Source organism: Xanthomonas rydalmerensis (assembly GCF_033170385.1).
In the GTDB taxonomy this organism is placed as follows: Bacteria; Pseudomonadota; Gammaproteobacteria; order Xanthomonadales; family Xanthomonadaceae; genus Xanthomonas_A; species Xanthomonas_A rydalmerensis.
In genome coordinates this window covers 2684882-2711742 of record NZ_CP126170.1, presented here as the reverse complement: position 1 = coordinate 2711742, position 26861 = coordinate 2684882, and the positions used below count along the sequence as shown (strand labels likewise).

Genomic DNA, 26861 nt, shown 5'->3' with positions numbered 1-26861 from the left:
GATGAGTGCTTCCCTGGCAGCACCGGCCCGCGACCGGCTGCGTATCGCGATCCAGAAGAGTGGCCGCCTGGCCGAGCCGGCCCGTGCGGTGCTGGCGGCCTGCGGGTTGAGCTGGCGCGAGAGCCGCGACAAGCTGTTCTGCTACGGCGAATCGTTGCCGGTGGACCTGCTGCTGGTGCGCGATGACGACATTCCCGGCCTGATCGCCGATGGCGTGTGCGACTTCGGCATCGTCGGCCGCAACGAACTGGAAGAGCAGGCCGGCGAGCGCCGCCGCAACGGCCTGCCCGAGGCCTACCGCGCCCTGCGCGGACTCAACTTCGGGCAGTGCCGGCTGATGCTGGCGGTGCCCGAGAACTGGGAATGGAGCGGGCCGCAGCAGGTGCAGGGGCTGCGCATCGCCACCAGCTATCCGGCGGTGCTGGCCGACTGGCTGGACGCGCGTGGCATTGCCGCGCAGGTGGTGGAACTGTCGGGCTCGGTGGAGATCGCGCCGCGCCTGGGCACCGCCGACCTGATCTGCGATCTGGTTTCCAGCGGCGCCACCCTGGCCGCCAATCAGCTCAAGCCGGTGGAGACGCTGCTGGAGAGCGAGGCGGTGCTGGCCGGGCCGGTGCGCGAACCGGCCGACGCTCGCGCCGGCCTGGCGGCGATGCTGCTGCGCCGGCTCGACGGCGTGCTCAAGCTGCGCGACAGCAAACTGCTGATGTTCCGCGCCGCGCGCGAGCGCGTCGCCGACCTGGCGCGGCTGCTGCCCGATGCCGAACCGCTGGTGCAACTGCCTGGCGACGCCGATGGCCCGCTGCAGTTGCAGACCATGTGCCACGGCGCGATCACCTGGCAGCGCATGGAGGAACTGGAGCGCGCAGGCGCGCAGGGGTTGATGGTGTTGACGGTGGAGCGGTCGCTGGCATGAATCGATTGGAATGGAGCGCGCTCGACGCGCAGGAGCAGACGCTGGCGCTGACCCGGCCGGTGCAGCGCGTGGCCGAGCAGACCCGCAGCGCGGTGACGCAGGTGCTGGATGCCGTGCGCAGCCGCGGTGACGTGGCGCTGCGCGAGCTCACCGCGCGTTTCGATGGCGTGGTGCTGGAGACCTTCGAGGTCAGCGCCAGCGAGTTCGCCGCCGCCGAGGCGGCGGTGCCGGCACCGCTGCGCGCGGCGATGGCTGAGGCGGCGGCGCGGATCGACACCTTCCACCGCGCCGGCATGGCGCAGCCGTATGCGGTCGAGACCGCGCCGGGCGTGGTCTGCGAGCGCGTGGTGCGGGCGATCGGCCGGGTGGGTCTGTACGTGCCGGCCGGCAGCGCACCGCTGCCGTCCACCGCGCTGATGCTGTGCGTGCCGGCGGCGCTGGCCGGCTGTCGCGAAGTGGTGCTGTGCACGCCGCCGCGTGCCGACGGCTCGGCCGATCCGGCGGTGCTGGTCGCGGCGACGCTGTGCGGGGTGGACCGGGTGTTCAAGCTCGGCGGCGCCCAGGCGATCGCGGCCATGGGCTTCGGCACCGAGACCGTGCCGTCCTGCGACAAGTTGTTCGGCCCCGGCAACAGCTACGTCACCGAGGCCAAACAGCAGGTCGCCCAGGCCGGCGCGGCGGCGATCGACATGCCGGCTGGTCCGTCCGAGGTGCTGGTGATCGCCGACGCTGGCGCCAATGCCGCCTTCGTCGCCGCCGACCTGTTGTCGCAGGCCGAGCACGGCCCGGATTCGCAGGTGCTGTTGCTGTCCGACAGCGTCGCATTGATCGAGGCGGTCGAGAACGAACTGGAGCGGCAGCTGGCGACGCTGCCGCGTGCGGCGATTGCCCGGCAGGCGCTGGCCGCGTCGCGGCTGATCCGTGTCGACACGCTGGACGACGCGTTCGCCATCAGCAACCGCTATGCGCCGGAACACCTGATCCTGGCGCTGCGCGCGCCGCGCGACTGGCTGCAGCGGGTCGAGGCCGCCGGCTCGGTGTTCCTAGGCGACTACACCCCGGAGGCGCTGGGCGATTACTGCAGCGGCACCAACCACGTGCTGCCGACCAGCGGCGCCGCGCGCGCCTACAGCGGCGTGAGCGTGGCCAGCTTCCAGAATTTCGTCAGCGTGCAGAGCGCCAGCGCCGACGGCATCGCCACGATCGGCGGCTGCGCGGTGTTGATGGCCCGTGCCGAAGGCCTGGACGCGCATGCCAACGCGGTGGCGTTGCGCATGGAGACGGCGGCATGAGCGCGACCTCCGACACGCGCGCCGTGCTGGCGCTGGTACGCCCGGACCTGCGCGATTTCGCCGGCTACTCCTCCGCACGCAGCAGCGCGCTGCAGGGCGAGGTCTGGCTCAATGCCAACGAATCGGCCTGGGCCAACGCCGCCGATGGCGACGCCGGCAATCGCCGTTATCCGGATCCGCAACCGCCGGCGCTGCGCGCGGCGCTGGCTGCGCTGTACGCCTGCGCCCCGGAACGACTGCTGCTCGGCCGCGGCAGCGACGAGGCCATCGACCTGCTGCTGCGCGCCCTGTGCGAGCCGGGACGCGATGCCATCGTCATCACCCCACCGGTGTTCGGCATGTACGCGGTGTGCGCGCGGCTGCAGAACGCACGCGTGGTCGAGGTGCCGCTGCGCGACACGGCCGACGGTCTGCTCACCGACGTGGACGCGGTGGTGGACGCCGCATTGAGCCAGATGGCCAAGCTGGTGTTCCTGTGCTCGCCGGGCAACCCCGGCGGCGCGGCGATCGCCGTGGCCGACATCGCCCGTGCCGCCGAGCGCCTGCACGGGCGGGCGGTGCTGGTGGTGGACGAAGCCTATGGCGAGTTTTCCGACGAAGCCTCGGCGACCGGCCTGCTGGCGCGCCACCCCAATCTGGCGGTATTGCGCACGCTGTCCAAGGCGCACGCGCTGGCGGCGGCGCGGATCGGCTGCGTGATCGCCGATCCGGCGCTGATCGCGGTGCTGCGGCGCTGCCAGGCGCCGTATCCGATTCCGGCGCCGTGCACGCAGCTGGCGCTGGCTGCGTTGCAGCCCGAACCGTTGCGGCAGACCGCCGCACGGGTGCAGGAAGTACGCGCCGAACGCACGCGCATGCAGGCGGCGCTGGCGGTGTTACCGGGTGTGCGCCAGGTGTATCCGTCGCAGGGCAATTTCCTGCTGCTGCGCTTCGACGACGCCGAGGGCGCGTTCCAGGCGCTGCTGGCGGCCGGGGTGGTGGTGCGCGACCAGCGCGCCGCGCCGGGCCTGGGCGATGCGCTGCGCATCACTCTGGGCACGCCGGCGCAGAACCAGCGCGTGCTCGGCGCCTTGCAGGCGTGGAGGGCGGCGGCATGACCCCGATCCTGTTCGTGGACCGCGACGGCACCTTGATCGAGGAGCCGGCCGATTTCCAGATCGACGCCTACGAGAAGCTGCGCTTCGTGCAGGGCGTGATCCCGGCGATGCTCAAGCTGCGCGATGCCGGCTACCAGTTCGTCATCGTCACCAACCAGGATGGCCTCGGCAGCGAGGCCTATCCGCAGGCCGCCTTCGACGGCCCCAACGACCTGATGCTGCAGATCTTCGCCAGCCAGGGCATCGTGTTCCGCGAGGTGCTGGTCGACCGCAGCTGGCCGGCCGACAATGCGCCCACGCGCAAGCCCGGCATCGGCCTGATGCTGCCGTACCTGCAGGACCGCAGCATCGACTGGGCGCGCTCGGCCATGGTCGGCGACCGCGCCACCGACATCCAGTTCGCCGAGAACCTGCGCATCCGCGGTTTCCAGTTGCGCACCGCGCAGTTCGGCGGCGAGTGGGACTGGGCCGGCATCGCCCATGAACTGGCCGATGCGCCGCGCCGCGCACGGGTGCAGCGCGATACCAAGGAAACCCGCATCGCGGTCGAGATCGACCTGGACCTGGCGCGCGATCCGCACTGCGCCACCGGCCTGCCGTTCTTCGACCACATGCTCGAGCAGATCGGCAAGCACGGCGGTTTCGCCCTGGACGTGCGCGCCGAGGGCGACCTGCACATCGACGAACACCACACCATCGAGGACACCGGCCTGGCGCTGGGGCAGGCGCTGCGCCAGGCGCTGGGCGACAAGCGCGGCATCGGCCGCTACGGCTTCACCCTGCCGATGGACGAGACCCTGGCCAGCGCCGCGCTGGATTTCAGCGGGCGGCCGTACTTCGTGTTCGAAGGCGAGTTCAAGCGCGAGCGGGTCGGCGACATGCCGACCGAGCTGGTGCCGCACTTCTTCCGCTCGCTGTGCGATGCGGCCGGGCTGAACCTGCACCTGAGCGTGCGCGGCGACAACGACCACCACAAGGTCGAAGCCTGCTTCAAGGCGCTGGCGCGCGCCCTGCGCCAGGCGTTGCGCCGCGAAGGTGCGGCCTTGCCCTCCACCAAGGGCGTGCTGTGATGCGCGCGACTGCTGCAAGGAGCCTGCGATGACCGATGTCGCGCTGATCGATGCCGGCGGCGCCAACCTGGGCTCGGTGCGCTACGCGCTCGAACGCCTCGGCGTGGAAGCACGTCTGGTCCGCGATGCGGCCGGCCTGCAGGGTGCGGACCGGGTGATCCTGCCCGGCGTCGGCGCCGCGCCGCATGCGATGGCGCGGCTGCGCGAGCAAGGCCTGATCGAGCCACTCCGTGCGTTGCAAGTGCCACTGATCGGCATCTGCCTGGGCATGCAGTTGCTGTTCGAACGCTCGGAGGAGGGCGATGTCGACTGCCTGGGCCTGCTGACCGGCGTGGTCCGGCGCATGCCGCCGGCGCTGGGCATTCGCGTGCCACACATGGGCTGGAACCGGCTGCTGCCGTTGCAGCCGTCGTCGCTGCTGGCGGGCGTGCCGGACGGCGCCAGCGCCTATTTCGTGCATGGCTATGCCGCGCCGGTCACCGCCGACACCGTTGCCGCCTGCGACCATGGCGGCCTGTTCACCGCGGTGGTGCAGCATGGCCGCCGTTGCGGCGCGCAATTCCATCCCGAGCGCTCGGCCGATACCGGCGCGCGCATCCTGCGCAACTTCCTCGAGACCGATTTCCCATGAGCTTCGTCGTCTATCCCGCGCTGGACATCCGCGACGGCCGCGTGGTGCGGCTGGCGCAGGGCGACTACGCCCGCGAGACCCACTATGGCGACGATCCGCTGCGCCGCGCGCAGGCCTTCGCCGATGCCGGTGCGCAGTGGATGCACCTGGTCGACCTGGATGCGGCCCGCGCCGGCGGCTACACCCTGGCGCCGCTGCTGCAGCGGATCCGCAGCGAGACCGGGCTGCAGGTGCAGACCGGCGGCGGCGTGCGCTCGCGCGCCGATGTGCAACGCCTGCTCGATGCGGGCGCCAGCCGCGTGGTGATCGGTTCGCTGGCGGTGCGCGACCGCGAGTCGGTGCTGGAGTGGCTGGCCGAGTTCGGCCCCGACCGCATCACCGTGGCGCTGGACAGCCGCCAGGACGCGCACGGCGTGTGGCGCTTGCCGGTGCACGGCTGGACCGAGACCTCGTCGCTGAGCCTGGATGCGCTGGCCGGCGAGTACGCCGCGGCCGGCCTGATCCATCTGCTGTGCACCGACATTGCCCGCGACGGCATGCTGTCCGGGCCGAATCTGGCGCTGTACACGCACCTGCGGCAACTCGTGCCGGCGCTGGCCGTGCAGGCCTCCGGCGGCATCCGCGACGCCGCCGACGTGCGCGGCGCGCGCGAGGCCGGCTGCGCCGGCGCGGTCCTCGGCAAGGCGCTGCTGGAAGGGCGGTTGCGCCTGGACGAGGCGCTGGCATGCTGAGCCGGCGCATCATTCCGTGCCTGGACGTGCGCGAGGGGCGCGTGGTCAAGGGCGTCAAGTTCCGCGACCACGTGGACATGGGCGACATCGCCGAACTGGCGCTGCGCTACCGCGACCAGGGCGCCGACGAACTGGTGTTCTACGACATCGGCGCCAGCCCGGAAGGGCGCTCGGTGGACTACGCCTGGGTCGAGAAGGTGGCGCGGCTGCTGGACATCCCGTTCTGCGTGGCCGGCGGCATCCGCGACGTCGCCACCGCGCGCGCGGTGCTGCACGCCGGCGCCGACAAGATCTCGATCAATTCGCCGGCGCTGGAGCGGCCGGCGCTGATCGCCGAGCTGGCCGAGGCGTTCGGCGTGCAGTGCGTGGTGGTCGGCATCGATTCGATCCGCGAGGACGACGGCCAGTGGCGCGTGCGCCGCTTCACCGGCGACCCCAGCAAGACCCAGGCGCTGCGCATGCGCACCCTGGACTGGGTGGTGGAGGCGCAGCGCCTGGGCGCCGGCGAGATCGTGCTCAACTGCATGGACAGCGACGGCGTGCGCCGCGGCTACGACATCGCCCAACTGCATGAGGTGCGCGCCCTGTGCAAGGTACCGCTGGTGGCGTCCGGCGGCGCCGGCGAGATGCAGCACTTCGCCGACGTGTTCGAGCGCGCCGACGTCGATGGCGCGCTGGCCGCCAGCGTGTTCCACAGCGGCGCCATCGCCATTCCCGAACTCAAGCGCTTCCTGCGCCAACAACAGATCGAGGTGCGCGATGGCGCATGAACACTCCCACGACGCGGATGCCGCCGATGCGGCACTGGACTGGGGCAAGGGCGACGGCCTGCTGCCGGTGGTGGTGCAGGACGCCGCCACTCTGCGCGTGCTGATGCTGGGCTACATGAACCAGGAGGCGCTGGCGCAGACGCGACGCAGCGGCCAGGTCACCTTCTACAGCCGCAGCAAGCAGCGGCTGTGGACCAAGGGCGAAAGCTCCGGGCACGTCCTGGAGGTAGTGGCGATCGACACCGATTGCGATGGCGATACCTTGCTGGTCCTGGCGCATCCGCACGGTCCGACCTGCCACCTGGGCCGCGACAGCTGCTTCCCGCAGGCGCCGGGCCAGTTCCTGGGCGCGCTCGATCGCCTGGTCGCCCAGCGCGAGCGCGAACGGCCGGCGGGCAGCTACACCACGCAGCTGTTCGAGAAAGGCACGCGGCGCATTGCGCAGAAAGTGGGCGAGGAGGGCGTGGAGACCGCGCTGGCCGGCGTCGCCCAGGGCGACGACGAACTGCTCGGCGAATCCGCCGATCTGCTCTACCACCTGACCGTGTTGTTGCGCGCGCGCGGCCTGGGCCTGGCCGACGCGGTGGCGGTGCTGGAAGCGCGGCACCGCTGAGCCTGTCCGGCGCGGTCATCGCCGCGTCGGCATAGCTGGCTACAATCGGGGGCCCTCGGTTTCCCCGGATGTTCCGCATGCTGCGCACCGTCGTCCTTGCCTGCCTGTTGGCTGCCGCCGCTCCTGCCGTGGCGCAGACCGCGACGATCAGCGGCAGCGTCTATCAGGAACGCGACAACGCCCCGGGCCGCGGCCCGAGCGATGTCGGCATCGCCGGCGTGCAGGTGTCCGACGGCGTGCACATCGTCCGCACCGACGCGCAGGGCCGCTACCGACTGCAGGTGGAGCCAGGCCGCACGGTGTTCGTGATCAAGCCCGACGACTACAACTTCGCCAGCGCCGGCAACGGCCTGCCGGACTACTGGCGGCATTACGCACCGGCTGGCTCGCCCAAGCTCAAGTATCCGGGCATCGCCCCGACCAGCGGCGCCACCGACCACTGGGACTTCGCATTGCGCGCGCAGCCCAAGGCCGACAGCACCGAGGTGCTGGTGTTCGCCGATACCCAGACCGCGTCGATGACCGACGTCGGCTACTACGCCCGCGACATCGTCGCGCCCCTGCGCGGCAAGACCCATGCGCGCATCGGTACCACGCTGGGCGACGTGGTCAGCGACGACCTGTCGCTGTATCCGGCGCTGAATGCGGAAACCGCCAAGCTCGGCGTGCCGTGGTTCCACGTGCCCGGCAACCACGACCTCAACTTCGACGCGAGCGACGATGTGGATTCGCTGTCGAGCTGGCGTGCGGTCTACGGCCCCGACACCTACGCGGTGGAAGAGGGCGGGGCCAGCTTCGTGTTCCTGGACGACGTGGTCTACCAGCCGACGCAGCAGCCCAAGTATGTCGGCGGCCTGCGCGAAGACCAGTTCGCGTTCCTGCAGGCCTATTTGGCCAGCGTGCCCAAGGATCGACTGCTGGTGCTGGGGATGCATATCCATCTGTTCGATGCGGTCCCGGGCAAGGAGACCTTCCGCCACACCGATCGTGCGCGCCTGTTCGCGCTGCTGAAGGACTTCCCGCACGTGCTGGTGCTCACCGGGCACAGCCATACCCAGCGGCACGTGTACTACACCGCGGCCGACGGCTGGCATGGCGCGCAGCCGCTGCACGAGTACAACGTCGGCGCGGCCTGCGGCGCGTTCTGGTCCGGGGTCAAGGATGCCGACGGCATCCCCGCCGCGACGATGGCCGACGGCACCCCGAACGGCTACGCGCTGCTGACCGTGCGCCGCGACGGCGGCTACGCGCTGGCCTACCACGCCGCGCGTGCCGCCGACGACGCGCAGATCGGCCTGCATGCGCCGAAGGTGTTGCGCCGCGGCGCCTATCCGGCCTGGGGCGTGTACGCGAACGTGTACATGGGCGAGGACGACACGCGCGTCGAGTACCGCGTGGACGACGGCGCCTGGAAGCCGATGCAGCGGGTCGAACAGCCCGACCCGACACTGCTCGCCGAGAACGCGCGCGACGATGCCGCCGACGCGCTGCGCGGCTACGACCGTTCGCCGGAAGCGACTCCCTCGCAGCATCTGTGGCGCGGCGCCTTGCCGACCGACCTGAAAGTGGGTGCGCACCGCATCGAGGTCCGCGCATTCGACCGCTGGCGCGGCGAGCAGCGAGCCGGCGGTAGCTACCGCTTGCAGGATGCGAGCCCTTGATGAAGTGGCGGCGGTAGGCGGTGGTCGGCAGATAAGCGCGCAGTGATGCTGCATGCTCGATCACCGTCACTGCCGCGACAAGGGTTTAGGCAGCCATGTGTTCCAGGCATCGGGACTGAAGTCCCTCCCACAGTGCGTCCATCAACACCTCACAGTGTCGGACCCATGTGGGAGCGGCTTCAGCCGCGACAGGCGCGGTGAGGCGGTCGCGCCATCCACCGCCAACGCCAAGAGACGCGTGCTCGCGTTCTGCACGCACCACGCCGACCCCAGAAACAAAAAAACCTCCACGAAGGAGGCAGACGAACCGAAGGATCCTGGCTGGCGAGCGAAGGCTGGCGGGCGGTTGGATCGGAGCGCAGCTGGCTGGCGAAACGCGGGCGGGCTTGCTGCGGGAGAGATTCTAGCGATCGCGCAGGCGTCGCGATCGAACGCGAATCACTCTCATCTTTTCGGCCTGCTGCACGGGTTCGGGCGTGCAGGGTCGGGAGCAGGATGGCCGGCAAGCACGAGGGTGCGCGCACGCCCCTCGCATGCAGTCGACCTCACGCCCTGCGCGGCATCACCGCGCGGGCGTGCGCTTCGTCGGCGATGCCGGGTCCTGCGCGCGCATCACCGCGGCGGGCGCGGGCGCTGCGCCATGCGCGTGGGTCTGCTCGCCATCGGCCGCATCCGCCGCGTCGTCCGCATCGGGTTCCGGATACGGATAGGGCGGTGCCGCCGCGTTCGGCAACTGCGCGCGCCAGTGCTGCAGCCATGGGCCGATGCGCGCGCCTACGTACAGTTGCGGATACGACGGCGCCTCGCCTTCGGCCTGTTCGCGTGCGCTGATCTCGGCACTGGCCAGGCGATAGCTTTCGACGACATCGGTGGTGCGCGCCAGCGCGTCGATCAACCAGGCGCGGCCGAAATAGGTGGCGCTGGCGGTGTTGCCGCAGCCGAACGAGGGCCGGTCGCGGCGTGCGGCGGTGATCACCAGGGTGTCGGCGGTCTTCAGCGCCGGCACGAAGCCGCCGGAGTAGCAGGCCGAGATCACGATGATGCGGTTGCGGATGCCGGCGTCGTCGAGCAGGCGGCGCAGTTCCTGTGGGGTGATGGTGTCGTACTCGGCATCCTCGCCGGGGCCGAACTGCAGATACAGCTCGTGCTGGTCGGTGCCGTGGCTGGTCAGGAACAGCAGCAATGCGTCCTCACGCGGGTCCATCAGCTTGCCGACGCGGTCCAGGGTATCGGCCAGGTTGTCGTACGAGGCCTGCGGCGCGTAGGCGTGCGCGCCGAGATTGTCGCCGTGGTTGATCAGGGTGGCGATGCGACCGGCAGCGCCGAAGCGCTGCGCGAACAGCTGACGCAGGTACAGCACTTCGTTGCGGAACACGTCCTCGCTGGCGTCGCCGGCGAAGCCGACCACGTACAGGTCGGGGATGCCGGGGCGCTGCGCCTGCAGCGATCCCAGCGCCTGGCGCAGCTGCGCCTGGTCGAACGGGTCCTGCGCCGCGTCGTCCTGCGCGGTGTCGGCCGCGCCGCCCGGCATGGCACCGGCATCGGAATGGCAGGCGGGCAGCGCCAGCGCCAGCAGCGCGGCCGGCAGCAGCCGGCGTCTCAGCACGGCGAGCGGGGGCCGCAACGCCGCCAGGGCGGCGATCAAGGCAGCGATGGGCCTGCGCATGCGCGGGCTCAGAAGCCCAGGTCGGCGAAGCTCTCCGCGCGGCGGTGGCCGTTGCAGGCCTCGCCCTGGCGCGGTTGCGGGTAGTCGTCGCGGCGGTCGATCAGCACCGTGTCCAGGCCGGCGGCGCGGGCCGCATCCAGTTCGGCGACCACGTCGGACAGGAACACGATCTGCGCCGGCGCCACGCCGATCGCTTCGGCGATGCGCGCATAGCTGGGCTGCTCGCGCTTGCCGCCGATCTCGGTGTCGAACCAGCCGGAGAACAGCCCGCGCAGGTCGCCGGCGTCGCTGTGGCCGAAGAACAGCTTCTGCGCCGGCACCGAGCCGGACGAGTACACGTACAGCGCGCGGCCCTGCTCATGCCAGCGGCGCAATGCCGGCGCGGCATCGGGATAGATGTGCGCGGTGAAGTCGGCATCGCGGTAGCCGGCCTCCCAGATCATGCCCTGCAGCGCCTTCAGCGCGGTGTGCTTGCGGTCCTGGTCGATCCAGCCCTGCAAGGTCTCCACGATCACCACATCGGTGCAGATGCCGCCGCATTCGGTGGCGACCGCGTCCAGCCACTGCCGCACCTGCGGCTGCTCGCCGTGTTCGCGCACGAAGCCGGGCAGGGCGCGGCGCGCGTAGGGGAACAGCACGTCCTTGACGAAGGAGATGCTGCTGGTGGTGCCTTCGATGTCGGTGAGAACGACGCGCGGATCGGTCATCGCTCAGTGCGCCTCGCCGCGCAGCTTCGCCTCGTAGCGCGGGAAGCGCTGGGCGATATCGGTGCCGGTGAAGTGGCCGACCCAGCCATCCGGCTCGGTGAAGAAGCGGATCGCGACGAAGCGCGGCTCCGGACCCATGTCGAACCAGTGGTGGGTGCCGTCCGGCACGGCGATCAGGTCGTTCTGCACGCACTCGATCTCGTAGACCTTGCCATCCACGTGCAAGGTGAATAGGCCAGAGCCGGCGACGAAGAAGCGCACCTCGTCTTCCTTGTGGAAGTGCTCCTCGAGGAACTTCTTGCGCATCTCCTCGCGCTGCGGGTTGTCCGGGGCGATGCTGACCACGTCCACGGTCTTGAAGCCGTTGGAGGCGACCAGGCGGTCGATGTCGGTTTTGTAGGCGGCCATCACCGCTTCCGGCGAGGCACCGGGCTCGATCGGCTGGTTGGCCTGCCAGCGCTCGAAGATGACGCCGATCTTGCGCAGTTCGGCGGCGATCGCGTCGCCCTCGCGGCTGTCGAACAGCGGCGCGTCGGGAGTGGTGTCGGCGAAGATACGGAGTCGGCTCATGGCGGCGGGCGAAAGCGGCAGGGGGGACGAAAAGGGTAGCAGGTGCGCGGCCGGCGGCCGTTGCGGCGCTGGAACGCTGTCGCGCCGCGGCGGATCAGCCGGCGGCGCGCAGCTTGCGCAGCTCCAGCTCGCAGTGCAGCAGGAATTCGAAGGCTTCCAGGTGGCGGCGCGCCTCGGCCATGTCGCGGCCCCAGGCGTACAGGCCGTGGCCGTCGATCAGGTAGCCCCACAACGGCGTGCGGTCGAGCAGGGCGTCGACCTGGGCCGCCAGCACGGTCATGTCCTGGGTGTTGGCGAACACCGGCAGGTCCACCGCGGTCTCGTGGGTCTGGTTGCCGTGCAGCGCCTTCAGCAGCTCGTAGCCTTCCAGGCGGATATGGCCCTGCGGCGCGTACAGACGCGAGGCGATGGTCTGTACCGGCGAATGCGTGTGCAGGATGCAGCCGATCTCCTGGAAGCGCCGGTACAGCTGGGTGTGCAGCAGGGTCTCGGCGGACGGGCGCAGCGGCCGGCCGACGGCCTGGCCGTCGAAATCCACCACCATGATGTCGTCCTCCACCAGCCGGCCCTTGTCGCGGCCGGAGACGGTGATCGCGGCATGGCGATCGTCCAGGCGGTGCGAGAAGTTGCTGCTGGTGGCGGGGGTCCAGCCGGCCTGCGAGAGCTCGCGGATGTTGTCGATCAGCAGGTGCGCCAGCGTGCGCAGGCGCTCGGAATCGTAGGGCAGTGCGTTCATGCGGGTAGTTTAGGGCTTGATGGCTGGATTGGGATGACAGGCGGCCGCACCCTCACCCCAACCCCTCTCCCGGGGGGAGAGGGGCTAAGCCATCCAACCGAAGCCGGCGCTTCCTTCTCCCCTCGGGACCATGGCCCCCTTTTGGGGGGAAGGTGCCCCGAAGGGGCGGATGAGGGTGCGAGCGAAGCCTCGTGCAGCCGAACACCGCGCGCGCTTCGCGCCCGTACCCTCACCCCAACCCCTCTCCCGCGGGGAGAGGGGCTTTTACGGCTCAACCTTTACCGGTGCGGCGCAGCCGGCTGTGGCGGTAGCCGTAGCCGAAGTAGATCGCCAGGCCGATCACCGTCCAGCCGGCCATCAGCATCCAGTTGTGTGCGGTCATCGCCGACAGCAGCGCCAGGCAGCTGAGCACGCCGGCGATGCAGATCGGCCAGGCGAACGGGATGCGGAACGGGCGCGGCAGGTCCGGCTGGGTGCGGCGCAGGATCAGCACCCCGGCGCAGACCGCGGCGAAGGCGATCAGGGTGCCCATCGAGGTCAGTTCGCCCAGCACGTCCAACGGGAACAGCGCCGCCAGCAGGGCGATGCCGATGCCGGTGATCACGGTGTTGACGTGCGGGGTGCGGTAGGTCGGGTGGATCTTGGTGAACACCGGCGGCAGCAGGCCGTCGCGGGCGATGATCATGAAGATGCGCGGCTGGCCGATGATCATCACCAGCACCACCGAGGACAGACCGATCAGCGCGCCGATCTCGACCACCACGCGCAGCCAGGCCAGCTGCGGATGCGCCGCTACCGCGGTCACCACCGGCTCGTCGGTGCCCAATTGGGTGTACGGCAGCAGCCCGGTCATCACCGCGGCCATGGCGATGTACAGCACGGTGCAGATCACCAGCGACAGGATCATGCCGATCGGCAGGTCGCGCTGCGGCCGGTGCGATTCCTGCGCCGCCACCGAGACTGCCTCGAAGCCGATGTAGGCGAAGAACACCATCGCCGCGCCACGCAGCACGCCGTCCATGCCGTACTTGCCCGGGCCTTCGTTGGCGGGGATGAACGGATGCCAGTTGGCCGGGTCCACGTACTTCCAGCCGGCGGCGATGACGAGCACGATCAGGCCGCTCTTCAGCACCACCATCGCCATGTTCATCGCCGAGGACTTGCGGATGCCGACGTAGCACAGCCAGGTCAGCAGCAGCACGATGCCGGCGGCGGGCAGGTTGGCGATCGCCCCGGTGGGCTGCAGCTTGCCGTCCAGCGGCGCGTTGACCAGGGCCGCGGGCAGGTGGATGTTGAAGTGGTCGAGCAGGCTGAGGAAATAGCCGGTCCAGCTGACTGCCACCGCCGAGGCCGACACGCCGTACTCGAGCACCAGCATCCAGCCGATGAACCAGGCCGCCAGTTCGCCGAAGGTGGCGTAGGTGTAGGTGTAGGCGCTGCCGGAGACCGGCACCATCGCCGCGAACTCGGCATAGGCCAGCGCGCAGAACGCGCAGCACACCGCGGCCAGCACGAACGAGAGCATGATCGCCGGCCCGGCGTGGTTGGCCGCGGCCTGCCCGGTGATGACGAAGATGCCGCCGCCGATCACTGCGCCGATGCCCAGCGCGGTCAGGCCCCAGGGGCCGAGCGCACGTTGCAGGCCCAGCCCGCCGGCGTCCTCGTGGCTGGCATGGGGGTGTTTGGTGGCCAAGAGTTGTTTGAGCATGGAGCGGTTCCAGCCGAACACGGCGTGCGAGGAGAGGGGTGAACGCGAAGACCGGCGCGGACGCCGGTCTTCGGGGGAGCGGATCAGGCCTTGGTGGCCAGGCGGCTGTTGCGGATGCCGTAGAAGAAGTAGATGCACAGGCCGACCAGGGTCCAGCCGACGAACACCTTCCAGTGTTCCTGGAACGCCTGGAAGAACAGGCCGACGCAGAACAGCGCGCCCAGCGGGCACACCGCCCAGAACAGCGGCACCCGGAACGGACGCGGCAGATCGGGACGGGTGAAGCGCAACACCATCACGCCGACGCAGACCGTGGCGAAGGCCAGCAGGGTGCCCATCGACACCAGCTCACCGAGCACGTCCAGCGGGATCAAGCCGGCCAGCAGCGCGGCCAGCACGCCCACCACCACGGTGCCGACATACGGAGTGTGGAAGCGGCGATGGACCTTGCCGAACAGCTTCGGCAGCAGGCCATCGCGCGCCATGGTGTAGAAGATGCGCGGCTGCGCCATCAGCATCACCAGCACCACCGAGGACAGGCCGGCGATGGCGCCGATCTCGACGAAGGTCTTCAGCCAGGCCAGGTGCGGGTAGTGCTCCAGCGCGGTGGCCACCGGCTTGGCGGTGCCCAGTTGGGTGTAGGGCAGCAGGCCGGTCAGCACCGCGCAGACGATGATGTAGATGACGGTGCAGATGGCCAGCGACACCAGGATGCCGATCGGCATGTTCTTCTGCGGGTCCTTGGTCTCGCCGGCCGAGGTGGAGACCGCATCGAAGCCGATGTAGGAGAAGAACACGATGGAAGCGGCGCGGAAGATGCCGCTCCAGCCGAACTCGCCGGGGCCGGTGTTTTCCGGGATGAACGGATGCCAGTTGTCCGGGTTGATGTAGAAGACGCCGACGCCGACGAACAGGCAGATCACCAGCACCTTGATCGCCACCACGATGGCGTTGACGAAGGCCGACTGGGTGACGCCGACGTAGCACAGCGCGCTGACCGCGGCCACGATCAGCACCGCCGGCAGGTTGACGATGTTGCCGGAGGCGACGAAGGCGTGGCCGGTCCAGGTCAGCGGCGCGCTGGCCAGTTCCGTGGGGAAAGGCAGGCCGAGGGTGCCGGTGACGAAGCTGATCAGGTAGGCCGACCAGCCGACCGCGACGCTGGAGCCGGCGAACAGGTACTCCAGCACCAGGCACCAGCCGATGAACCAGGCCACGCCTTCGCCGAGCGTGGCGTAGGAATACGAATAGGCGCTGCCGGAGACCGGCAGCATCGCCGCGAACTCGGCGTAGCAGAGGCCGGCGAAGGCGCAGGCCAGGCCGGCGAACACGAACGACAGCATCACTGCCGGGCCGGCATGATTGGCTGCGGCCTGGCCGGTGAGCACGAAGATGCCGGCGCCGATCACCGCGCCGATGCCGAGCAGGATCAGGTGTCTGGCGGTGAGGGTGCGTTTGAGGGTGCCTTCGCCCTCCAGACTGCCTTCGAACGGTTCGCCGGCATCGACGTGACCGGCAGGTTCGATCGGCTTGACCCTCAGCAGAGACTTGAGCATTCGGTGCATCCCCAGGTGGCGGTACGGGGCAAGCGGCCCCGGCAATGGTGAAGCGCCGGGCCCTTGGTGGGCGACGCAAGCGTCGTACCATGCCAAAGCCGGCCGGCCGCCACAAGCCGCGCTGCACCGTGGACGGCGATAATGGCGGCCCCCGAACGCGAGAATGCCGATGCCGGAGTCGTCCCTACGCCAGCAGTTGCAGGCCCATGCCCGGCAGTGCCCGGACCAGGCCGAGGTCGCCGCGCAGTTCCTGGCCTTGCTGGACGATGCCGCCGATCCGTTCGTGCGCGCACGCCTGGACGGCCATTTCACCGGCTCGGCCTGGCTGGTCAGCGCCGACGGCACGCGCACCCTGCTGACCCATCACCGCAAGCTGCAGCGCTGGCTGCAACTGGGCGGGCACGCCGACGGCGACCGCGATCTGGCGCGGGTGGCGTTGAAGGAGGCCGAGGAAGAATCCGGGCTGCCTGGCCTGGCACTGGAGGATGGCGCGATCTTCGACCTGGACCGGCACTGGATTCCCGCCCGCGGCGAGGTGCCGGGACACTGGCATTACGACGCCCGCTACGTGGTTCGCGCCGGCGGCGACGAAGCCTTTGCGGTCAGCGCCGAGTCGCTGGCCCTGGCCTGGCGCCCGATCGCCGAATTGCGGGACGACGCGGACCTGGATCCGTCGCTGCGGCGCATGGCGTACAAATGGCTGCAACGCAGTGCATTAGCCCCTCTCCCCCCGGGAGAGGGGTTGGGGTGAGGGTCGGGGCGCGCAGCGCACGCCGTGTTTCAGCTGAATGAGGCTGCGCCCGGACCCTCATCCGCCCCTTCGGGGCACCTTCTCCCGGTGGGAGAAGGAAGTGCCGGCTCCGGTTGGATTGCTTGGCCCCTCTCCCCCCGGGAGAGGGGTTGGGGTGAGGGTGGGGGCGCGCAGCGCACGCGGTGTTTCAGCTGCACGAGGCTGCGCCCGGACCCTCATCCGCCCCTGCGGGGCACCTTCTCCCGGCGGGAGAAGGAAGAGCCGGCTCCGATCGGATGGCTAAGCCCCTCTCCCTCCGGGAGAGGGGTTGGGGTGAGGGTACGGGCGCGCAGCGCACCCACGAATCCCCAATCCCAAATCCCCAATCCCCGCTAGTAAAGAATGCGCGTCCGCAACGTCCCCGCCACCTGCGCCAGTTCGTCCTTCAGCACCGCGGCCAGTTCCTCGCTGGCGGCAACGTCGATCACCACGTAGCCGACCTTGGGGTCGGTGCGCAGGAACTGGCCGTCGATGTTGACGTTGTGGCGCGAGAACAGTTCGTTGATCTGCGACAGCACGCCCGGCACGTTGCGATGGATGTGCAGCAGGCGCAGGCTCTCGGCGTGCTCGGGCAGGGTCACCTCGGGGAAGTTCACCGCCGACAGGGTGCTGCCGTTGTCGCTGTAGCGCACCAGCTTGGCCGCCACTTCCACGCCGATGTTGTCCTGCGCCTCCAGCGTGCTGCCGCCGACGTGCGGGGTCAGGATCACGTTGTCGTGCGCGGCCAGCGGCGATTCGAATGCATCGCCGTTGCCCTTGGGCTCGATCGGGAACACGTCCACCGCGGCGCCGCCGATGTGGCCGCTGCGCAGCGCCGCGTCCAGCGCGTCGATGTCGATCACGGTGCCGCGCGAGGCGTTGATCAGGTGTGCGCCCGGTTTCATCTGCGCCAGTTGCGTGGCGCCGATCATGTTGCGGGTGGCCGCGGTTTCCGGCACGTGCAGGGTGACCACGTCGGCACGTGCGAGCAGGTCGTCCAGATCGGTGGCGGTGCGCGCGTTGCCCAGCGACAGCTTGGTCTCGATGTCGTGGAAGATCACCTGCATGCCCAGCGACTCGGCCAGCACGCCGACCTGGGTGCCGATGTGACCGTAGCCGACGATGCCCAGCACCTTGCCGCGGGTCTCGTGGCTGCCGGTGGCCGATTTCGACCAGCCGCCGCGGTGGCATTCGGCATTCTTCTGCGGAATGCCGCGCAACAGCAGGATGGCCTCGGCGATCACCAGCTCGGCGACGCTGCGGGTGTTGGAGTAGGGCGCATTGAATACCGGGATGCCGGCCAGTTCGGCGGCGTCCAGGTCGACCTGGTTGGTGCCGATGCAGAAGCAGCCGACCGCGATCAGGCGCTTGGCATGGGCCAGCACCTCGGCGCTGAGTTGGGTGCGCGAGCGGATGCCGACGATGTGCGCTTCGGCGATGCGCTGCTTGAGCTCGTCTTCCGGCAGCGACTTGGCATGCAGCTCGATCTGCGAGTAACCGGCCGCGCGGAACACGTCGACGGCGGTCTGGCTGACGCCTTCGAGCAGCAGCACGCGGATATCCTGCTTCGGAAACGAGGTCTTCTTGGGCGACATTGCGGTTAGATAGCGATGGCCAATGGGCCGGTCACTATGCCAGATGGCTCCGTGCTTTGGTGCGCCGCAATAGGATGGCGGGGGACCGTGGATGCAACGCCGGTGGAAGGTTTCAGGTGTATCGATCGCCGCAGCCGCGGCGCGGGATTCGAGAGTCGGGATTGGGGATTCGCAAGAGCAGCAGTGTCCTCGTCCAACTGGACGACATCGCACAACGCTGGCACGCTTGAACGCTTATCTACGCTTCGACTTCTCCGCCCATGACCGACCCGCGCCTGGATGCCCTGGCCCTTGCCGTTCCCGGCCTGCGCCTGAAGACCGATCCCGCCGACCTGGAGCACTACGGCCGCGACTGGACCCGGCGCTGGACCCCGGCGCCGCTGGCGATCGCGTTGCCGGCGACGGTGGAAGAGGTGCAGGCGGTGCTGCGCTGGGCCAACGACCATGCGGTGGCGGTGGTGCCGTCCGGCGGCCGCACCGGCCTGTCCGGCGGCGCGGTGGCCGCGCACGGCGAACTGGTGCTGAGCCTGGAGCGGATGAACAAGGCGCTGGCCTTCGACCCGGTCGACCGCACCCTCACCGTGCAGGCCGGCATGCCGCTGGAAGCGGTGCACAACGCCGCGCGCGAGCATGGCCTGCTGTACCCGGTGGACTTCGCCGCGCGCGGGTCGTGCTCGATCGGCGGCAACATCGCCACCAACGCCGGCGGCATCCGCGTGATTCGCTACGGCAACACCCGCGAGTGGATCGCGGGGCTGAAGGTGGTCACCGGCAGCGGCGAGCTGCTCGAGCTCAACCGCGGGTTGATCAAGAATTCCAGCGGCTACGATTTCCGCCAGTTGCTGATCGGCTCCGAAGGCACCCTGGGCATCGTGGTCGAGGCCACCCTGCGGCTCACCGACCCGCCGCCGCCGAGCAACGTGATGCTGCTGGCGCTGCCCTCGTTCGAGGTGCTGATGCAGGTGTTCGCCGCGTTCCGCAGCCGGCTGCAGCTGGAGGCCTTCGAGTTCTTCACCGACCGCGCGCTGCAGCACGTGCTGGCGCATGGCGCGCAGGCGCCGTTCGACACGGTGTATCCGTACTACGTGGTCACCGAGTACGCCAGCGGCAACGAGGCGCAGGAGGTCGCGGCGCTGGCCGCGTTCGAGGCCTGCATGGAGCAGGGCTGGGTGCTGGACGGGGTGATCAGCCAGAGCGAGGCGCAGGCCGCGCAGCTGTGGCGCCTGCGCGAGGGCATCACCGAGGCGGTGGCGCGCTACACCCCGTACAAGAACGACGTGTCGGTGCGGATCTCGGCGATGCCGGCGTTCCTGGCGCGGACCCAGGCGCTGCTCGGCGAGGCCTACCCGCAGTTCGAGGTGGTGTGGTTCGGCCACATCGGCGACGGCAACCTGCACATCAACGTGCTCAAGCCCGATGCCACCGCGCCGGCAGACTTCATTGCCGCCTGCGAGCAGGTCACCAAGCTGCTGGCGCAGGTGCTGGCCGAGCACGGCGGCAGCATCTCCGCCGAGCACGGCATCGGCCTGGTCAAGAAGCCGTACCTGGACAGCACCCGCAGCGCCGAAGAGATCGCGCTGATGCGCGCGGTCAAGCGCGTGTTCGATCCGTCCGGGCTGCTCAATCCCGGGAAGCTGTTCGATCCTTGAGACCGGCCGCTCCACTGCCGCGCGACCCGTTCAGGCGCTGCGCGCGACGGACCGCTAGGCTATGCGGCGCGGCGCTGGCCGTCCCCCCTTTCATGATCCTGTTTGGAACGATTGCGATGACCCGAGTGACCGCGCGCTGCGCCCTGCTGTTCGCCCTGATCCTGCCCGCGTTCGCGCAGGCGTCCAGCTTCGCCGGCAGCTCCGCCGGTTCGGCCTCGGCCGGCTCGGCCGGCAGCTCGGCGTCCTCCGACAGCAGTTCCAACAACGACAAGGTGGTGCTGCAGGCGCGCGACGACGCGGCCGGCTTCGTCGCCAGCGCCGGGCGCATCCGCGGCGTGCAACTGGAAGCGGCGCTGCGCGTGCTGCGCGAGGCCAACCCGCAGGCGCAGCAGGCCAGCGACCTGGAACTGGCGCAGGCGATCCTGGCGCTGTGATCCCGCGCCGGCCACGGCGCCCAGGCGCGCGGTGGCTGGCGTTGCTGGCCCTGGCCGGTGCGGTGCACGCAGCGGCCGCGCCACTGTCTGTCGACGAGACCGGACTGAGTCCCGCCGAACGTAGGGCCAGCGAGGCCGTGCTGGCGGCCGCGCAGGCGCGGTTGCCCGCAGCCTGGGCCGCGGCGCTGCCCGCAGGGCTGCCGCTGCAGTGGCGCGACGATTTGCCGGCGCAGGTGCACGGGCGTGCGCAGGCCAAGCGCCTGCTGTTGAACAAGCGCCTGCTGCGCGACTGGATGGCGGCGACGGGGGGCGACACCGATCCGGCCGCCGACCCGGCGCGGCGGCCGGCACTGGCTGCCTTGCTGCACGAACTGGCGCATTTCTACGATCGCTCCGCGGCAGGGCGGTTGTCGTCCGATCCGCGGCTGCTGGATCTGGCCGGCTGGCAGGTCAGCCCGATGCGCCTGGGCCTGCGCCGCGGCCAGAACCGGTTCACCGAGCGCAGTCCGGACCGCTACGAATTGCAATCGCCGGCCGAGTTCGTGGCGGTGAATCTCGAGCACTTCCTGCTCGATCCGGACTACGCCTGCCGGCGGCCGGCGCTGGCCCGCTACTTCGCCGCGCGCCTGGCATGGACGCCGCCGTCGGCCGCGTGCGCGCCCGGCCAGGTCTTCGTGCAGGACCCGCTGGCCGACGCGGCCGCCTTGCTGCAGGTGGACCCGGCGCGGGTCTACGCGGTGGACTATCTGCTGGCCGAGGGCAATGCGCAGCCGATGAGCCACTGGGGCCACAGCATGCTGCGCCTGGTGATCTGTGCACCCGGGCGGCCGCTGGGCCCGGCATGCCGGCTGGATCTGGCCGAGCACCGGGTGCTGTCGTTCCGCGCCTTCGTCGACGACGTGCAGATCTCCAACCTGCGCGGGCTGACCGGCTCGTACCCGTCACGGCTGTTCGTGCTGCCGTTGCGGCAGGTGGTGGACGACTACACCCAGGTGCAGCTGCGCGGCCTGCAGTCGCTGCCGCTGCGGCTGTCGCGCGAGGAGATCGCGGCGCTGCTGGAGCGCGCTGCGCAACTGCACTGGAGCTACGACGGCCGCTACTACTTTCTCAGCAACAACTGCGCGGTGGAGACCTACGCCTTGCTGCACGACGGCGTGCCGCGACTGGCGGCCGCGCACCTGTCCGGGATCAGCCCGACCGGATTGCGCCGGCGCCTGGTGCGTTCCGGCATCGCCGATGCGTCGGTGTTCGACGACGCCGATGTGGCGGTGCGCAATGGCTACTCCTTCCCGGCGGCGAGCGCGCATTTTGCGCAGATGTTCGCGGTGGCGCGCGGTTCCTTGGCGCTGCCGGCGCGCAATGCCGAGGCGTGGCTGGACCTGCCGGCCGCGCAGCGCGCGCCCTGGCTGCAGCGCGGCGACCTGCGCGCCAGCGCCGCCTTGCTGCTGCTGGAGAACGCCGCCCGTCGCCGCGCCGAACAGCGCGGTCGCGATGCGCTCAAGCGCCGCTATCTGGGCAAGCCGTTGACGTCCGCGGTTGACGGGGCGGGCGAGGGCAATGCGAGTGCCGACACCCGTGATGCCGCCAGTGCGGTACGTGCGGTGCTGGCCGAGCAAGGCGTGCTGAGCCAACCGGCGAGCCTGCTGCAGGGGCAGCCGGGCTATGGCCTGCCGCAGGCGCAGGAACGCGCCTGGCTGCAAGTCCAGGGACAGGCACGGATCGCGGCGTTGCATGACGACGGCGCCGCGCTGCAGACGCGCCTGCGCGGGTTGCTGCCGGCGCCGCTGCAGGCGGACCTGGCCCAGATCGACACCAACCTGGCGACGCTGGGCGAACGCCTGCGCACGCTCAATCGCGAGGGTGGTGGGCTGCAGTTGCGGTCGCCTTCGGTGTTGCAGGAGGGCGGTGCGACGCCGTAGTGCGGCGTGCGAGGTTGGTCAGGGAGGCCGAAGGGGCATCTCGCGTTTGGTTGAGGATGTCGTGGTCGCGGCTGAAGCCGCTCCTACGATGTGGCTGACGGTGCGTCCGCTGCATCGGCTGGTTGCAGGCGCAGCCTTTCTTCATGAAAGGAGGCCGATAGGTCCAGTCGTCGGGACTGAAGTCCCTCCCACAGAAGCGTCGCACCTTCCGCCCATTTTGTAGGAGCGGCTTCAGCCGCGACGAGCGAAGCGGTGAGGCGATTCGTCCAGGATAGCTACCGGGACCGAAGGTATTCCCACAGGTGCCGCACAGCGTGGTCAACACCTGTAGGAGCGGCTTCAGCCGCGACGAGCGAAGCCGCGAAACTCGTCAATATCGACTGCTCTCAGGGCTGAGGTCCGTTCCCGCAAGGGCGCGACCTTACCGGCCTGAAAGCCGCCATCAGGGCTGTTCGAGATCGGCATCCTCGCCGTAGCGGCGCAGCCAGGCGTCGCGCGGCGGATCCTGGCGGTACTGCGCGCGCAGTTTCGCCCAGGTCTGTGCATTGCCGTCGCAGTACCTGGCCATCGCCTTTTCCAGTTCGCGACGCCGCGCCGCATCGTAGGGCTCCTCGCCCGCGAAGTGGTTGCAGGTGTCCTGGCGCGCGACGAAGGCGCGGATCGGCTCGGGCAGCGCGCAGAAACCGGCGTAGTGCTCGGGATCGACCGCGTCCGGAATCGTGCACGCGGGCTTGGCCGCAGCTGTGGCGGCCGGCGTCACCGGCGCGGCGAGCGCCAGCGCCGGCAGCGCCAGCAGCAGGCCGAGGCAGGCGCGCCGTGACGCGCGCTCGGCGCTCCCTGCGCGGGAGGCGTGGTTGGCACGGTGCCCGCGCATCGGGTCAGTCGGCGCGGCCGGCGAATTCGCCGGTGGTGGTGTTGACCAGCACGCGCTCGCCGTTGCCGATGTACTCCGGCACCATGATCTCGATGCCGGTGTTGAGCTTGGCCGGCTTGGGCCGCTTGGTGGCGGTGCCGCCCTTGAGTTCCGGCGGGGTCTCGATCACTTCCAGGGTCACGCTCTGCGGCAGCTGGATCGCCACCGGCTGGTCGTCGATGACCTGCACGTAGATGCCGCTGAGGCCCTCGGTGATGTAGCCGGCATCGGTGCCGATCACATCGGCGTCCAGGGTGTACGGCGTGTAGTCCTCGTCGTCGAGGAATACGAAGGCCTCGCCATCCTTGTAGGAGAAGGTGGCCTGGCGACGCATCAGCTCGACCTCGCGCAGGTCGTCGTCGCCGTCGAAGCTGGCATCGAGCTTGTTGCCGCCCGGCACGCTGTACATCACGAAGCGGAAGCGCACGTTGCCGCCGCGGCCCTGCGGCGAGCTGCGCTCGATGTCGCGGATCTGGTACACGCCGTTGTTGTACTCGACGACGTTGCCTTTCTTGATTTCGTTGGCTTTCATGGGTGTGGGGCCGGGATTGGGGATTGGGGAGTCGGGATTGGAGAGCGCCGGGCAGGGACGAGGAACGGGGAGCGCTTACGAATCCCCAATGCCGAATCCCCAATCCCGGCTACTTGGGCGCCAACCGCACCGCGCCGTCCAGGCGAATGGTTTCGCCGTTGAGGTAGCGGTTGCGCAGCAGGAACATCACCGTGTCGGCGAATTCGTCCGGGCGGCCGAGACGCGAAGGATACGGGATCGACGCGGCCAGCGACTGCTGCACGGCCTCGGGCATGCCGTCGACCATCGGGGTCCAGAAGATGCCCGGGGCGATGGTGTTGACGCGGATGCCGAAGCGCGCCAGTTCGCGTGCCATCGGCAGGGTCATCGCCACCACGCCGCCCTTGGACGCGGCATAGGCGGCCTGGCCGATCTGGCCTTCGTAGGCGGCGACGCTGGCGGTGTTGACGATGGCCCCGCGCTCGCCGTCCTCGCCCGGGGCGTTGTGCTGCATCAGGTCGGCGGCGGCCTTGGCGACGTTGAAGCTGCCGACCAGGTTGACCATCACCGTGCCCTGGAACGTGGCCAGCGGCATTGGCGCCTCCTTGCCGAGTACGCGGCCGGCGCCGAGGATGCCGGCGCAGTTGATCGCGGCATTGAGTCCGCCGAGGAAGTCGCGCGCCGCGCCGAGTTGCGCGGCCACCTGGGCCTCGTCGCTGACGTCGGTGCGCAAGTAGCAGGCCCGGTCCGCGCCCAGGGCGGCGACCGCGGCCGCACCCTTGTCGTCGTTCAGATCGAACAGCGCCACCTTGCCGCCTTCGGCGACGATGCGTTGCGCCACCGCCAGGCCGAGGCCGGACACGCCGCCGGTGATCACCGCTTTGAGATCGGCAAGCTGCATGGATGTTCCCTCCCAGGAAAACGCCCAGTTTAGAGGGTGCTGCCCCATCGCGGCGAGATCGGCGACGGGCCGCGGCATGCAGGCCCGTCACGGGGTACGGACATGCAGTGGCTCAGGCCTCGGCGGCCAGCGCCTGGCCGACCTTGCTGCCGGTGGGCCGGCCGAGTTTCTGCGCCAGCCAGCGTCCGGTCGCGGCCAGCGCCGGTAGGTCGATGCCGGTCTCCACGCCGTTGCCGTGCAGCAGGTAGACAACATCCTCGCTGGCCACGTTGCCGCTGGCGCCCTTGGCATACGGGCAGCCGCCGGCGCCGGAGACGGCGGCATCGACCACGCGCACGCCTTCTTCCAGGCAGGCGGCGATGTTGGCCAGGGCCTGGCCGTAGGTGTCGTGGAAATGCACCGCCAGCGCCGCCATCGGTACCGCCGCGGCGACCGCGCGCAGCATCGCCCGCGCCTTGCCCGGCGTGCCCACGCCGATGGTGTCGCCCAGCGAGATCTCGTAGCAGCCCATCGCATGTAGCCGCTGCGCCACGCGCACCACGTCAGCCAGCGGGACCTCGCCCTGGTAGGGGCAGCCGAGCACGGTGGAGACGTAGCCGCGCACCTTGACCCCGTCCGCGGCCGCGCGCTCCAGCACCGGCGCGAAACGCGCCAGCGATTCGTCGATGCCGGCATTGGTATTGGTGCGGTTGAAGGCCTCCGAGGCGGCGGTGAACACCGCCACCTCGCGGACGCCGACCGCGGCGGCGCGTTCGTAGCCCTGCAGGTTCGGCACCAGCACCGGATAGTCCACGCCCGGCACCTGCGCGATGCCGGCGTAGACCTCGGCCGCATCGGCCAGTTGCGGGACCCATTTGGGGCTGACGAAGCTGGTCGCCTCGATGCTGCGCAGGCCGGTGCGCCCCAGCCGCGCGATCAGCTCGATCTTGTCTTCTGTGGCGACCCAGGCCTTCTCGTTCTGCAGGCCGTCGCGCGGGCCGACTTCGACGATGCGCACGCGGTCGCTCATGCGCGGGATTCCTGTGCGGTTGTCCGCGCACTGCGCACGAGACGAGAAGCGGCGATGGTCATGGGGATTCCTGATAGGGCAGATGGGGAAACGGCGGCAGGCACGGCCAGCGCCGTGGGCGCCAGCGTGACACCGTAGGGCGGATCAGGCCGACGCCGGGCGGTGGCAGACCGCTTCGATGTTGTGGCCGTCCGGATCCAGCAGGAACGCGCCGTAGTAGTCGGGGTGATAGTGCGGGCGCAGGCCCGGTGCGCCGTGGTCGCGGCCGCCGGCGGCCAGGCCGGCGCGATGGAACGCGTCCACCTGTGCGCGGCTGGCGGCGACGAAGGCCACGTGCACACCGTTGTCGCCGGCGTCGCGGCCGCCGTCGGCGATCCAGAAGCTGGGCTTGCCGTCGCGGCCGAAGCCGACGTGGCGCTGGCCGCCGCTCTCTTCGGCGCTCACCTGCATCACCACGTCCAGGTCCAGCGCAGCCAGGGCGGCGCGGTAGAAAGCCAGGCTGCGGTCGAGGTCGCTGCAGCGCAGGCCGAGATGGTCGATTGGGTTCATGGGCTGGCCCTCCAGGCCGGTTCGCGTTTCTCCAGGAACGCATTCAGTCCTTCCTGGCCCTCGGCCGAGACCCGTAACCGCGCGATCAATGCCGCGTTGGCCTGGTCCAGCGCATCGCGCTCGCCGCCGGCGGCGACCCGCCGCACCAGGGCCTTGGCGCCAGCGGCGGCCAGCGGACCGGCCTGGCCGAGCAGGGCGACCTGGCGCTGCACCGCCGCGTCCAGCGCGTCCGGCGCCACCGCCTGGTGGACCAGGCCGATCTGCGCCGCGGTGGCGGCGTCGAAGGTCTCGGCGCTGGCGAACCAGCGCCGCGCCTGGCGCGCGCCGATCGCGGCGATCACGTACGGCGAGATCACCGCCGGCAGTAGGCCCAGCCGGCTTTCGCTGAGCGCGAAACGCGCATCGGTGGCGGCCACGGCGATGTCGCAGCAGGCGACCAGGCCCACCGCGCCGCCGAACGCGGCGCCCTGCACCCGCACCACGGTGGGCTTGGGCAGTTCGTCGAGCAGGCGCATCAGCCGCGCCAGGGCCAGCGCATCGTCCAGGTTTTCCTGTTCGCCGGCGCCGGCCATCGAGCGCATCCATTGCAGGTCGGCGCCGGCCGAGAACGCCGCGCCGGCGCCGGCCAGGACCAGCACCTGCACCTGCGGATCGGTGCCGATCTGCAACAAGGCGTCGCTGAGCTGGGCGATCAGCGCGGCGTCGAAGGCGTTGCGGACCTCGGGTCGGTTCAACTGCAGGGTCAGGACCTTGCCGGATCGTTGCAACAACAGGGCATCGCTCATCGAACACTCTCGTACGCAGGGAAAACGGCAGCCATACGGCGATCATAGCCGGCCGTGCCGGCGCCGCCATGACGCGCCGCGGCGATGCTACAATTGATAACCA

At 70.1% G+C, this 26861-nt stretch carries 26 protein-coding genes; 13 read left to right on the top strand and 13 right to left on the bottom strand.

Translation table 11 applies throughout. The annotated features are described in order from the left end of the window. Nucleotide 1: 1 nt before the first annotated feature. The 9 genes from hisG to QN245_RS11300 all read left to right on the top strand — a co-directional run bounded on the left by hisG (nt 2) and on the right by QN245_RS11300 (nt 8781). Complete coding sequence (gene hisG / locus QN245_RS11340) at nt 2-916, top strand: ATP phosphoribosyltransferase (protein ID WP_160969007.1); 915 nt, start codon at nt 2-4, stop codon at nt 914-916. Further along, a complete protein-coding gene (gene hisD / locus QN245_RS11335; protein ID WP_160969009.1) occupies nt 913-2208 on the top strand; it encodes a histidinol dehydrogenase in 1296 nt (431 codons plus the stop codon). The genes hisG and hisD overlap by 4 nt, the downstream gene beginning before the upstream one ends. After that, a complete protein-coding gene (hisC, locus tag QN245_RS11330; protein ID WP_317843207.1) occupies nt 2205-3305 on the top strand; it encodes a histidinol-phosphate transaminase in 1101 nt (366 codons plus the stop codon). The genes hisD and hisC overlap by 4 nt, the downstream gene beginning before the upstream one ends. Beyond that, nucleotides 3302-4375 carry a bifunctional histidinol-phosphatase/imidazoleglycerol-phosphate dehydratase HisB gene (gene hisB, locus QN245_RS11325; RefSeq protein ID WP_184647159.1) on the top strand — a complete coding sequence of 358 codons (1074 nt, stop codon included), beginning with the start codon at nt 3302-3304 and terminating at the stop codon, nt 4373-4375. The genes hisC and hisB overlap by 4 nt, the downstream gene beginning before the upstream one ends. A gap of 28 nt (nt 4376-4403) precedes the next feature. Next, nucleotides 4404-5006 carry an imidazole glycerol phosphate synthase subunit HisH gene (hisH, locus tag QN245_RS11320; protein WP_160969015.1) on the top strand — a complete coding sequence of 201 codons (603 nt, stop codon included), beginning with the start codon at nt 4404-4406 and terminating at the stop codon, nt 5004-5006. Beyond that, the gene (gene hisA / locus QN245_RS11315; protein WP_317843206.1) at nt 5003-5737 is read left to right on the top strand and encodes a 1-(5-phosphoribosyl)-5-[(5-phosphoribosylamino)methylideneamino]imidazole-4-carboxamide isomerase; all 735 of its coding nucleotides are present in this window, start codon (nt 5003-5005) and stop codon (nt 5735-5737) included. Before hisH ends, hisA begins: the two co-directional genes overlap by 4 nt. Then, a complete protein-coding gene (hisF, locus tag QN245_RS11310) occupies nt 5731-6507 on the top strand; it encodes an imidazole glycerol phosphate synthase subunit HisF (protein ID WP_184448029.1) in 777 nt (258 codons plus the stop codon). The genes hisA and hisF overlap by 7 nt, the downstream gene beginning before the upstream one ends. Then, complete coding sequence (gene hisIE, locus QN245_RS11305; RefSeq protein ID WP_184647157.1) at nt 6497-7120, top strand: bifunctional phosphoribosyl-AMP cyclohydrolase/phosphoribosyl-ATP diphosphatase HisIE; 624 nt, start codon at nt 6497-6499, stop codon at nt 7118-7120. Before hisF ends, hisIE begins: the two co-directional genes overlap by 11 nt. A 68-nt stretch (nt 7121-7188) precedes the next feature. After that, the gene (locus QN245_RS11300; protein ID WP_184647155.1) at nt 7189-8781 is read left to right on the top strand and encodes a calcineurin-like phosphoesterase C-terminal domain-containing protein; all 1593 of its coding nucleotides are present in this window, start codon (nt 7189-7191) and stop codon (nt 8779-8781) included. Nucleotides 8782-9343: 562 nt separating this feature from the next. On the opposite strand, the gene QN245_RS11295 is transcribed toward QN245_RS11300, so the two are convergent. The 6 genes from QN245_RS11295 to QN245_RS11270 all read right to left on the bottom strand — a co-directional run bounded on the left by QN245_RS11295 (nt 9344) and on the right by QN245_RS11270 (nt 15724). Further along, complete coding sequence (locus tag QN245_RS11295; RefSeq protein WP_317843205.1) at nt 9344-10447, bottom strand: C13 family peptidase; 1104 nt, start codon at nt 10445-10447, stop codon at nt 9344-9346. Between the two features lie 8 nt (nt 10448-10455). Further along, nucleotides 10456-11154, bottom strand: a complete 699-nt coding sequence (gene mtnC / locus QN245_RS11290) for an acireductone synthase (protein ID WP_317843204.1) — start codon at nt 11152-11154, stop codon at nt 10456-10458. Nucleotides 11155-11157: 3 nt separating this feature from the next. Further along, on the bottom strand, nt 11158-11724 hold the full coding sequence (locus QN245_RS11285; protein ID WP_317843203.1) for a 1,2-dihydroxy-3-keto-5-methylthiopentene dioxygenase: 567 nt from the start codon (nt 11722-11724) through the stop codon (nt 11158-11160). 94 nt (nt 11725-11818) lie between these two features. Then, the gene (locus QN245_RS11280; RefSeq protein ID WP_317843202.1) at nt 11819-12460 is read right to left on the bottom strand and encodes a methylthioribulose 1-phosphate dehydratase; all 642 of its coding nucleotides are present in this window, start codon (nt 12458-12460) and stop codon (nt 11819-11821) included. Nucleotides 12461-12731: 271 nt separating this feature from the next. Beyond that, on the bottom strand, nt 12732-14168 hold the full coding sequence (locus QN245_RS11275; RefSeq protein WP_317843201.1) for an amino acid permease: 1437 nt from the start codon (nt 14166-14168) through the stop codon (nt 12732-12734). Nucleotides 14169-14251: 83 nt separating this feature from the next. Further along, a complete protein-coding gene (locus QN245_RS11270; protein WP_317843200.1) occupies nt 14252-15724 on the bottom strand; it encodes an amino acid permease in 1473 nt (490 codons plus the stop codon). A 169-nt stretch (nt 15725-15893) separates the two neighbouring features. Here QN245_RS11270 and QN245_RS11265 point away from each other — a divergent pair, with 169 nt between their 5' ends. After that, entirely contained in the window at nt 15894-16475 is a 582-nt protein-coding gene (locus QN245_RS11265) for an NUDIX hydrolase (protein ID WP_317843199.1), read from the top strand. A 371-nt stretch (nt 16476-16846) separates the two neighbouring features. Here QN245_RS11265 and serA read toward each other — a convergent pair whose 3' ends face one another. Further along, on the bottom strand, nt 16847-18088 hold the full coding sequence (serA, locus tag QN245_RS11260; RefSeq protein ID WP_167087637.1) for a phosphoglycerate dehydrogenase: 1242 nt from the start codon (nt 18086-18088) through the stop codon (nt 16847-16849). Between the two features lie 260 nt (nt 18089-18348). Between serA and QN245_RS11255 the strand changes: the two genes are divergently transcribed. The 3 genes from QN245_RS11255 to QN245_RS11245 all read left to right on the top strand — a co-directional run bounded on the left by QN245_RS11255 (nt 18349) and on the right by QN245_RS11245 (nt 22090). After that, complete coding sequence (locus QN245_RS11255) at nt 18349-19737, top strand: FAD-binding oxidoreductase (RefSeq protein WP_317843198.1); 1389 nt, start codon at nt 18349-18351, stop codon at nt 19735-19737. 116 nt (nt 19738-19853) lie between these two features. Beyond that, entirely contained in the window at nt 19854-20171 is a 318-nt protein-coding gene (locus QN245_RS11250; RefSeq protein ID WP_160971071.1) for a DUF2388 domain-containing protein, read from the top strand. Then, the gene (locus QN245_RS11245) at nt 20168-22090 is read left to right on the top strand and encodes an Lnb N-terminal periplasmic domain-containing protein (protein ID WP_486684761.1); all 1923 of its coding nucleotides are present in this window, start codon (nt 20168-20170) and stop codon (nt 22088-22090) included. Before QN245_RS11250 ends, QN245_RS11245 begins: the two co-directional genes overlap by 4 nt. A gap of 442 nt (nt 22091-22532) precedes the next feature. Here QN245_RS11245 and QN245_RS11240 read toward each other — a convergent pair whose 3' ends face one another. From QN245_RS11240 to QN245_RS11215, 6 genes are all read right to left on the bottom strand, one after another. Continuing rightward, nucleotides 22533-22964 carry a hypothetical protein gene (locus QN245_RS11240; protein ID WP_317843197.1) on the bottom strand — a complete coding sequence of 144 codons (432 nt, stop codon included), beginning with the start codon at nt 22962-22964 and terminating at the stop codon, nt 22533-22535. A 4-nt stretch (nt 22965-22968) separates the two neighbouring features. Beyond that, entirely contained in the window at nt 22969-23535 is a 567-nt protein-coding gene (gene yeiP / locus QN245_RS11235) for an elongation factor P-like protein YeiP (RefSeq protein WP_317843196.1), read from the bottom strand. A 109-nt stretch (nt 23536-23644) separates the two neighbouring features. Next, complete coding sequence (locus QN245_RS11230; RefSeq protein ID WP_317843195.1) at nt 23645-24415, bottom strand: SDR family oxidoreductase; 771 nt, start codon at nt 24413-24415, stop codon at nt 23645-23647. Between the two features lie 112 nt (nt 24416-24527). Continuing rightward, complete coding sequence (locus tag QN245_RS11225) at nt 24528-25424, bottom strand: hydroxymethylglutaryl-CoA lyase (protein WP_317843194.1); 897 nt, start codon at nt 25422-25424, stop codon at nt 24528-24530. Nucleotides 25425-25568: 144 nt separating this feature from the next. Continuing rightward, the gene (locus QN245_RS11220) at nt 25569-25973 is read right to left on the bottom strand and encodes a VOC family protein (protein ID WP_317843193.1); all 405 of its coding nucleotides are present in this window, start codon (nt 25971-25973) and stop codon (nt 25569-25571) included. Further along, a complete protein-coding gene (locus tag QN245_RS11215; RefSeq protein WP_317843192.1) occupies nt 25970-26758 on the bottom strand; it encodes an enoyl-CoA hydratase-related protein in 789 nt (262 codons plus the stop codon). The genes QN245_RS11220 and QN245_RS11215 overlap by 4 nt, the downstream gene beginning before the upstream one ends. Between the last annotated feature and the right edge of the window lie 103 nt (nt 26759-26861).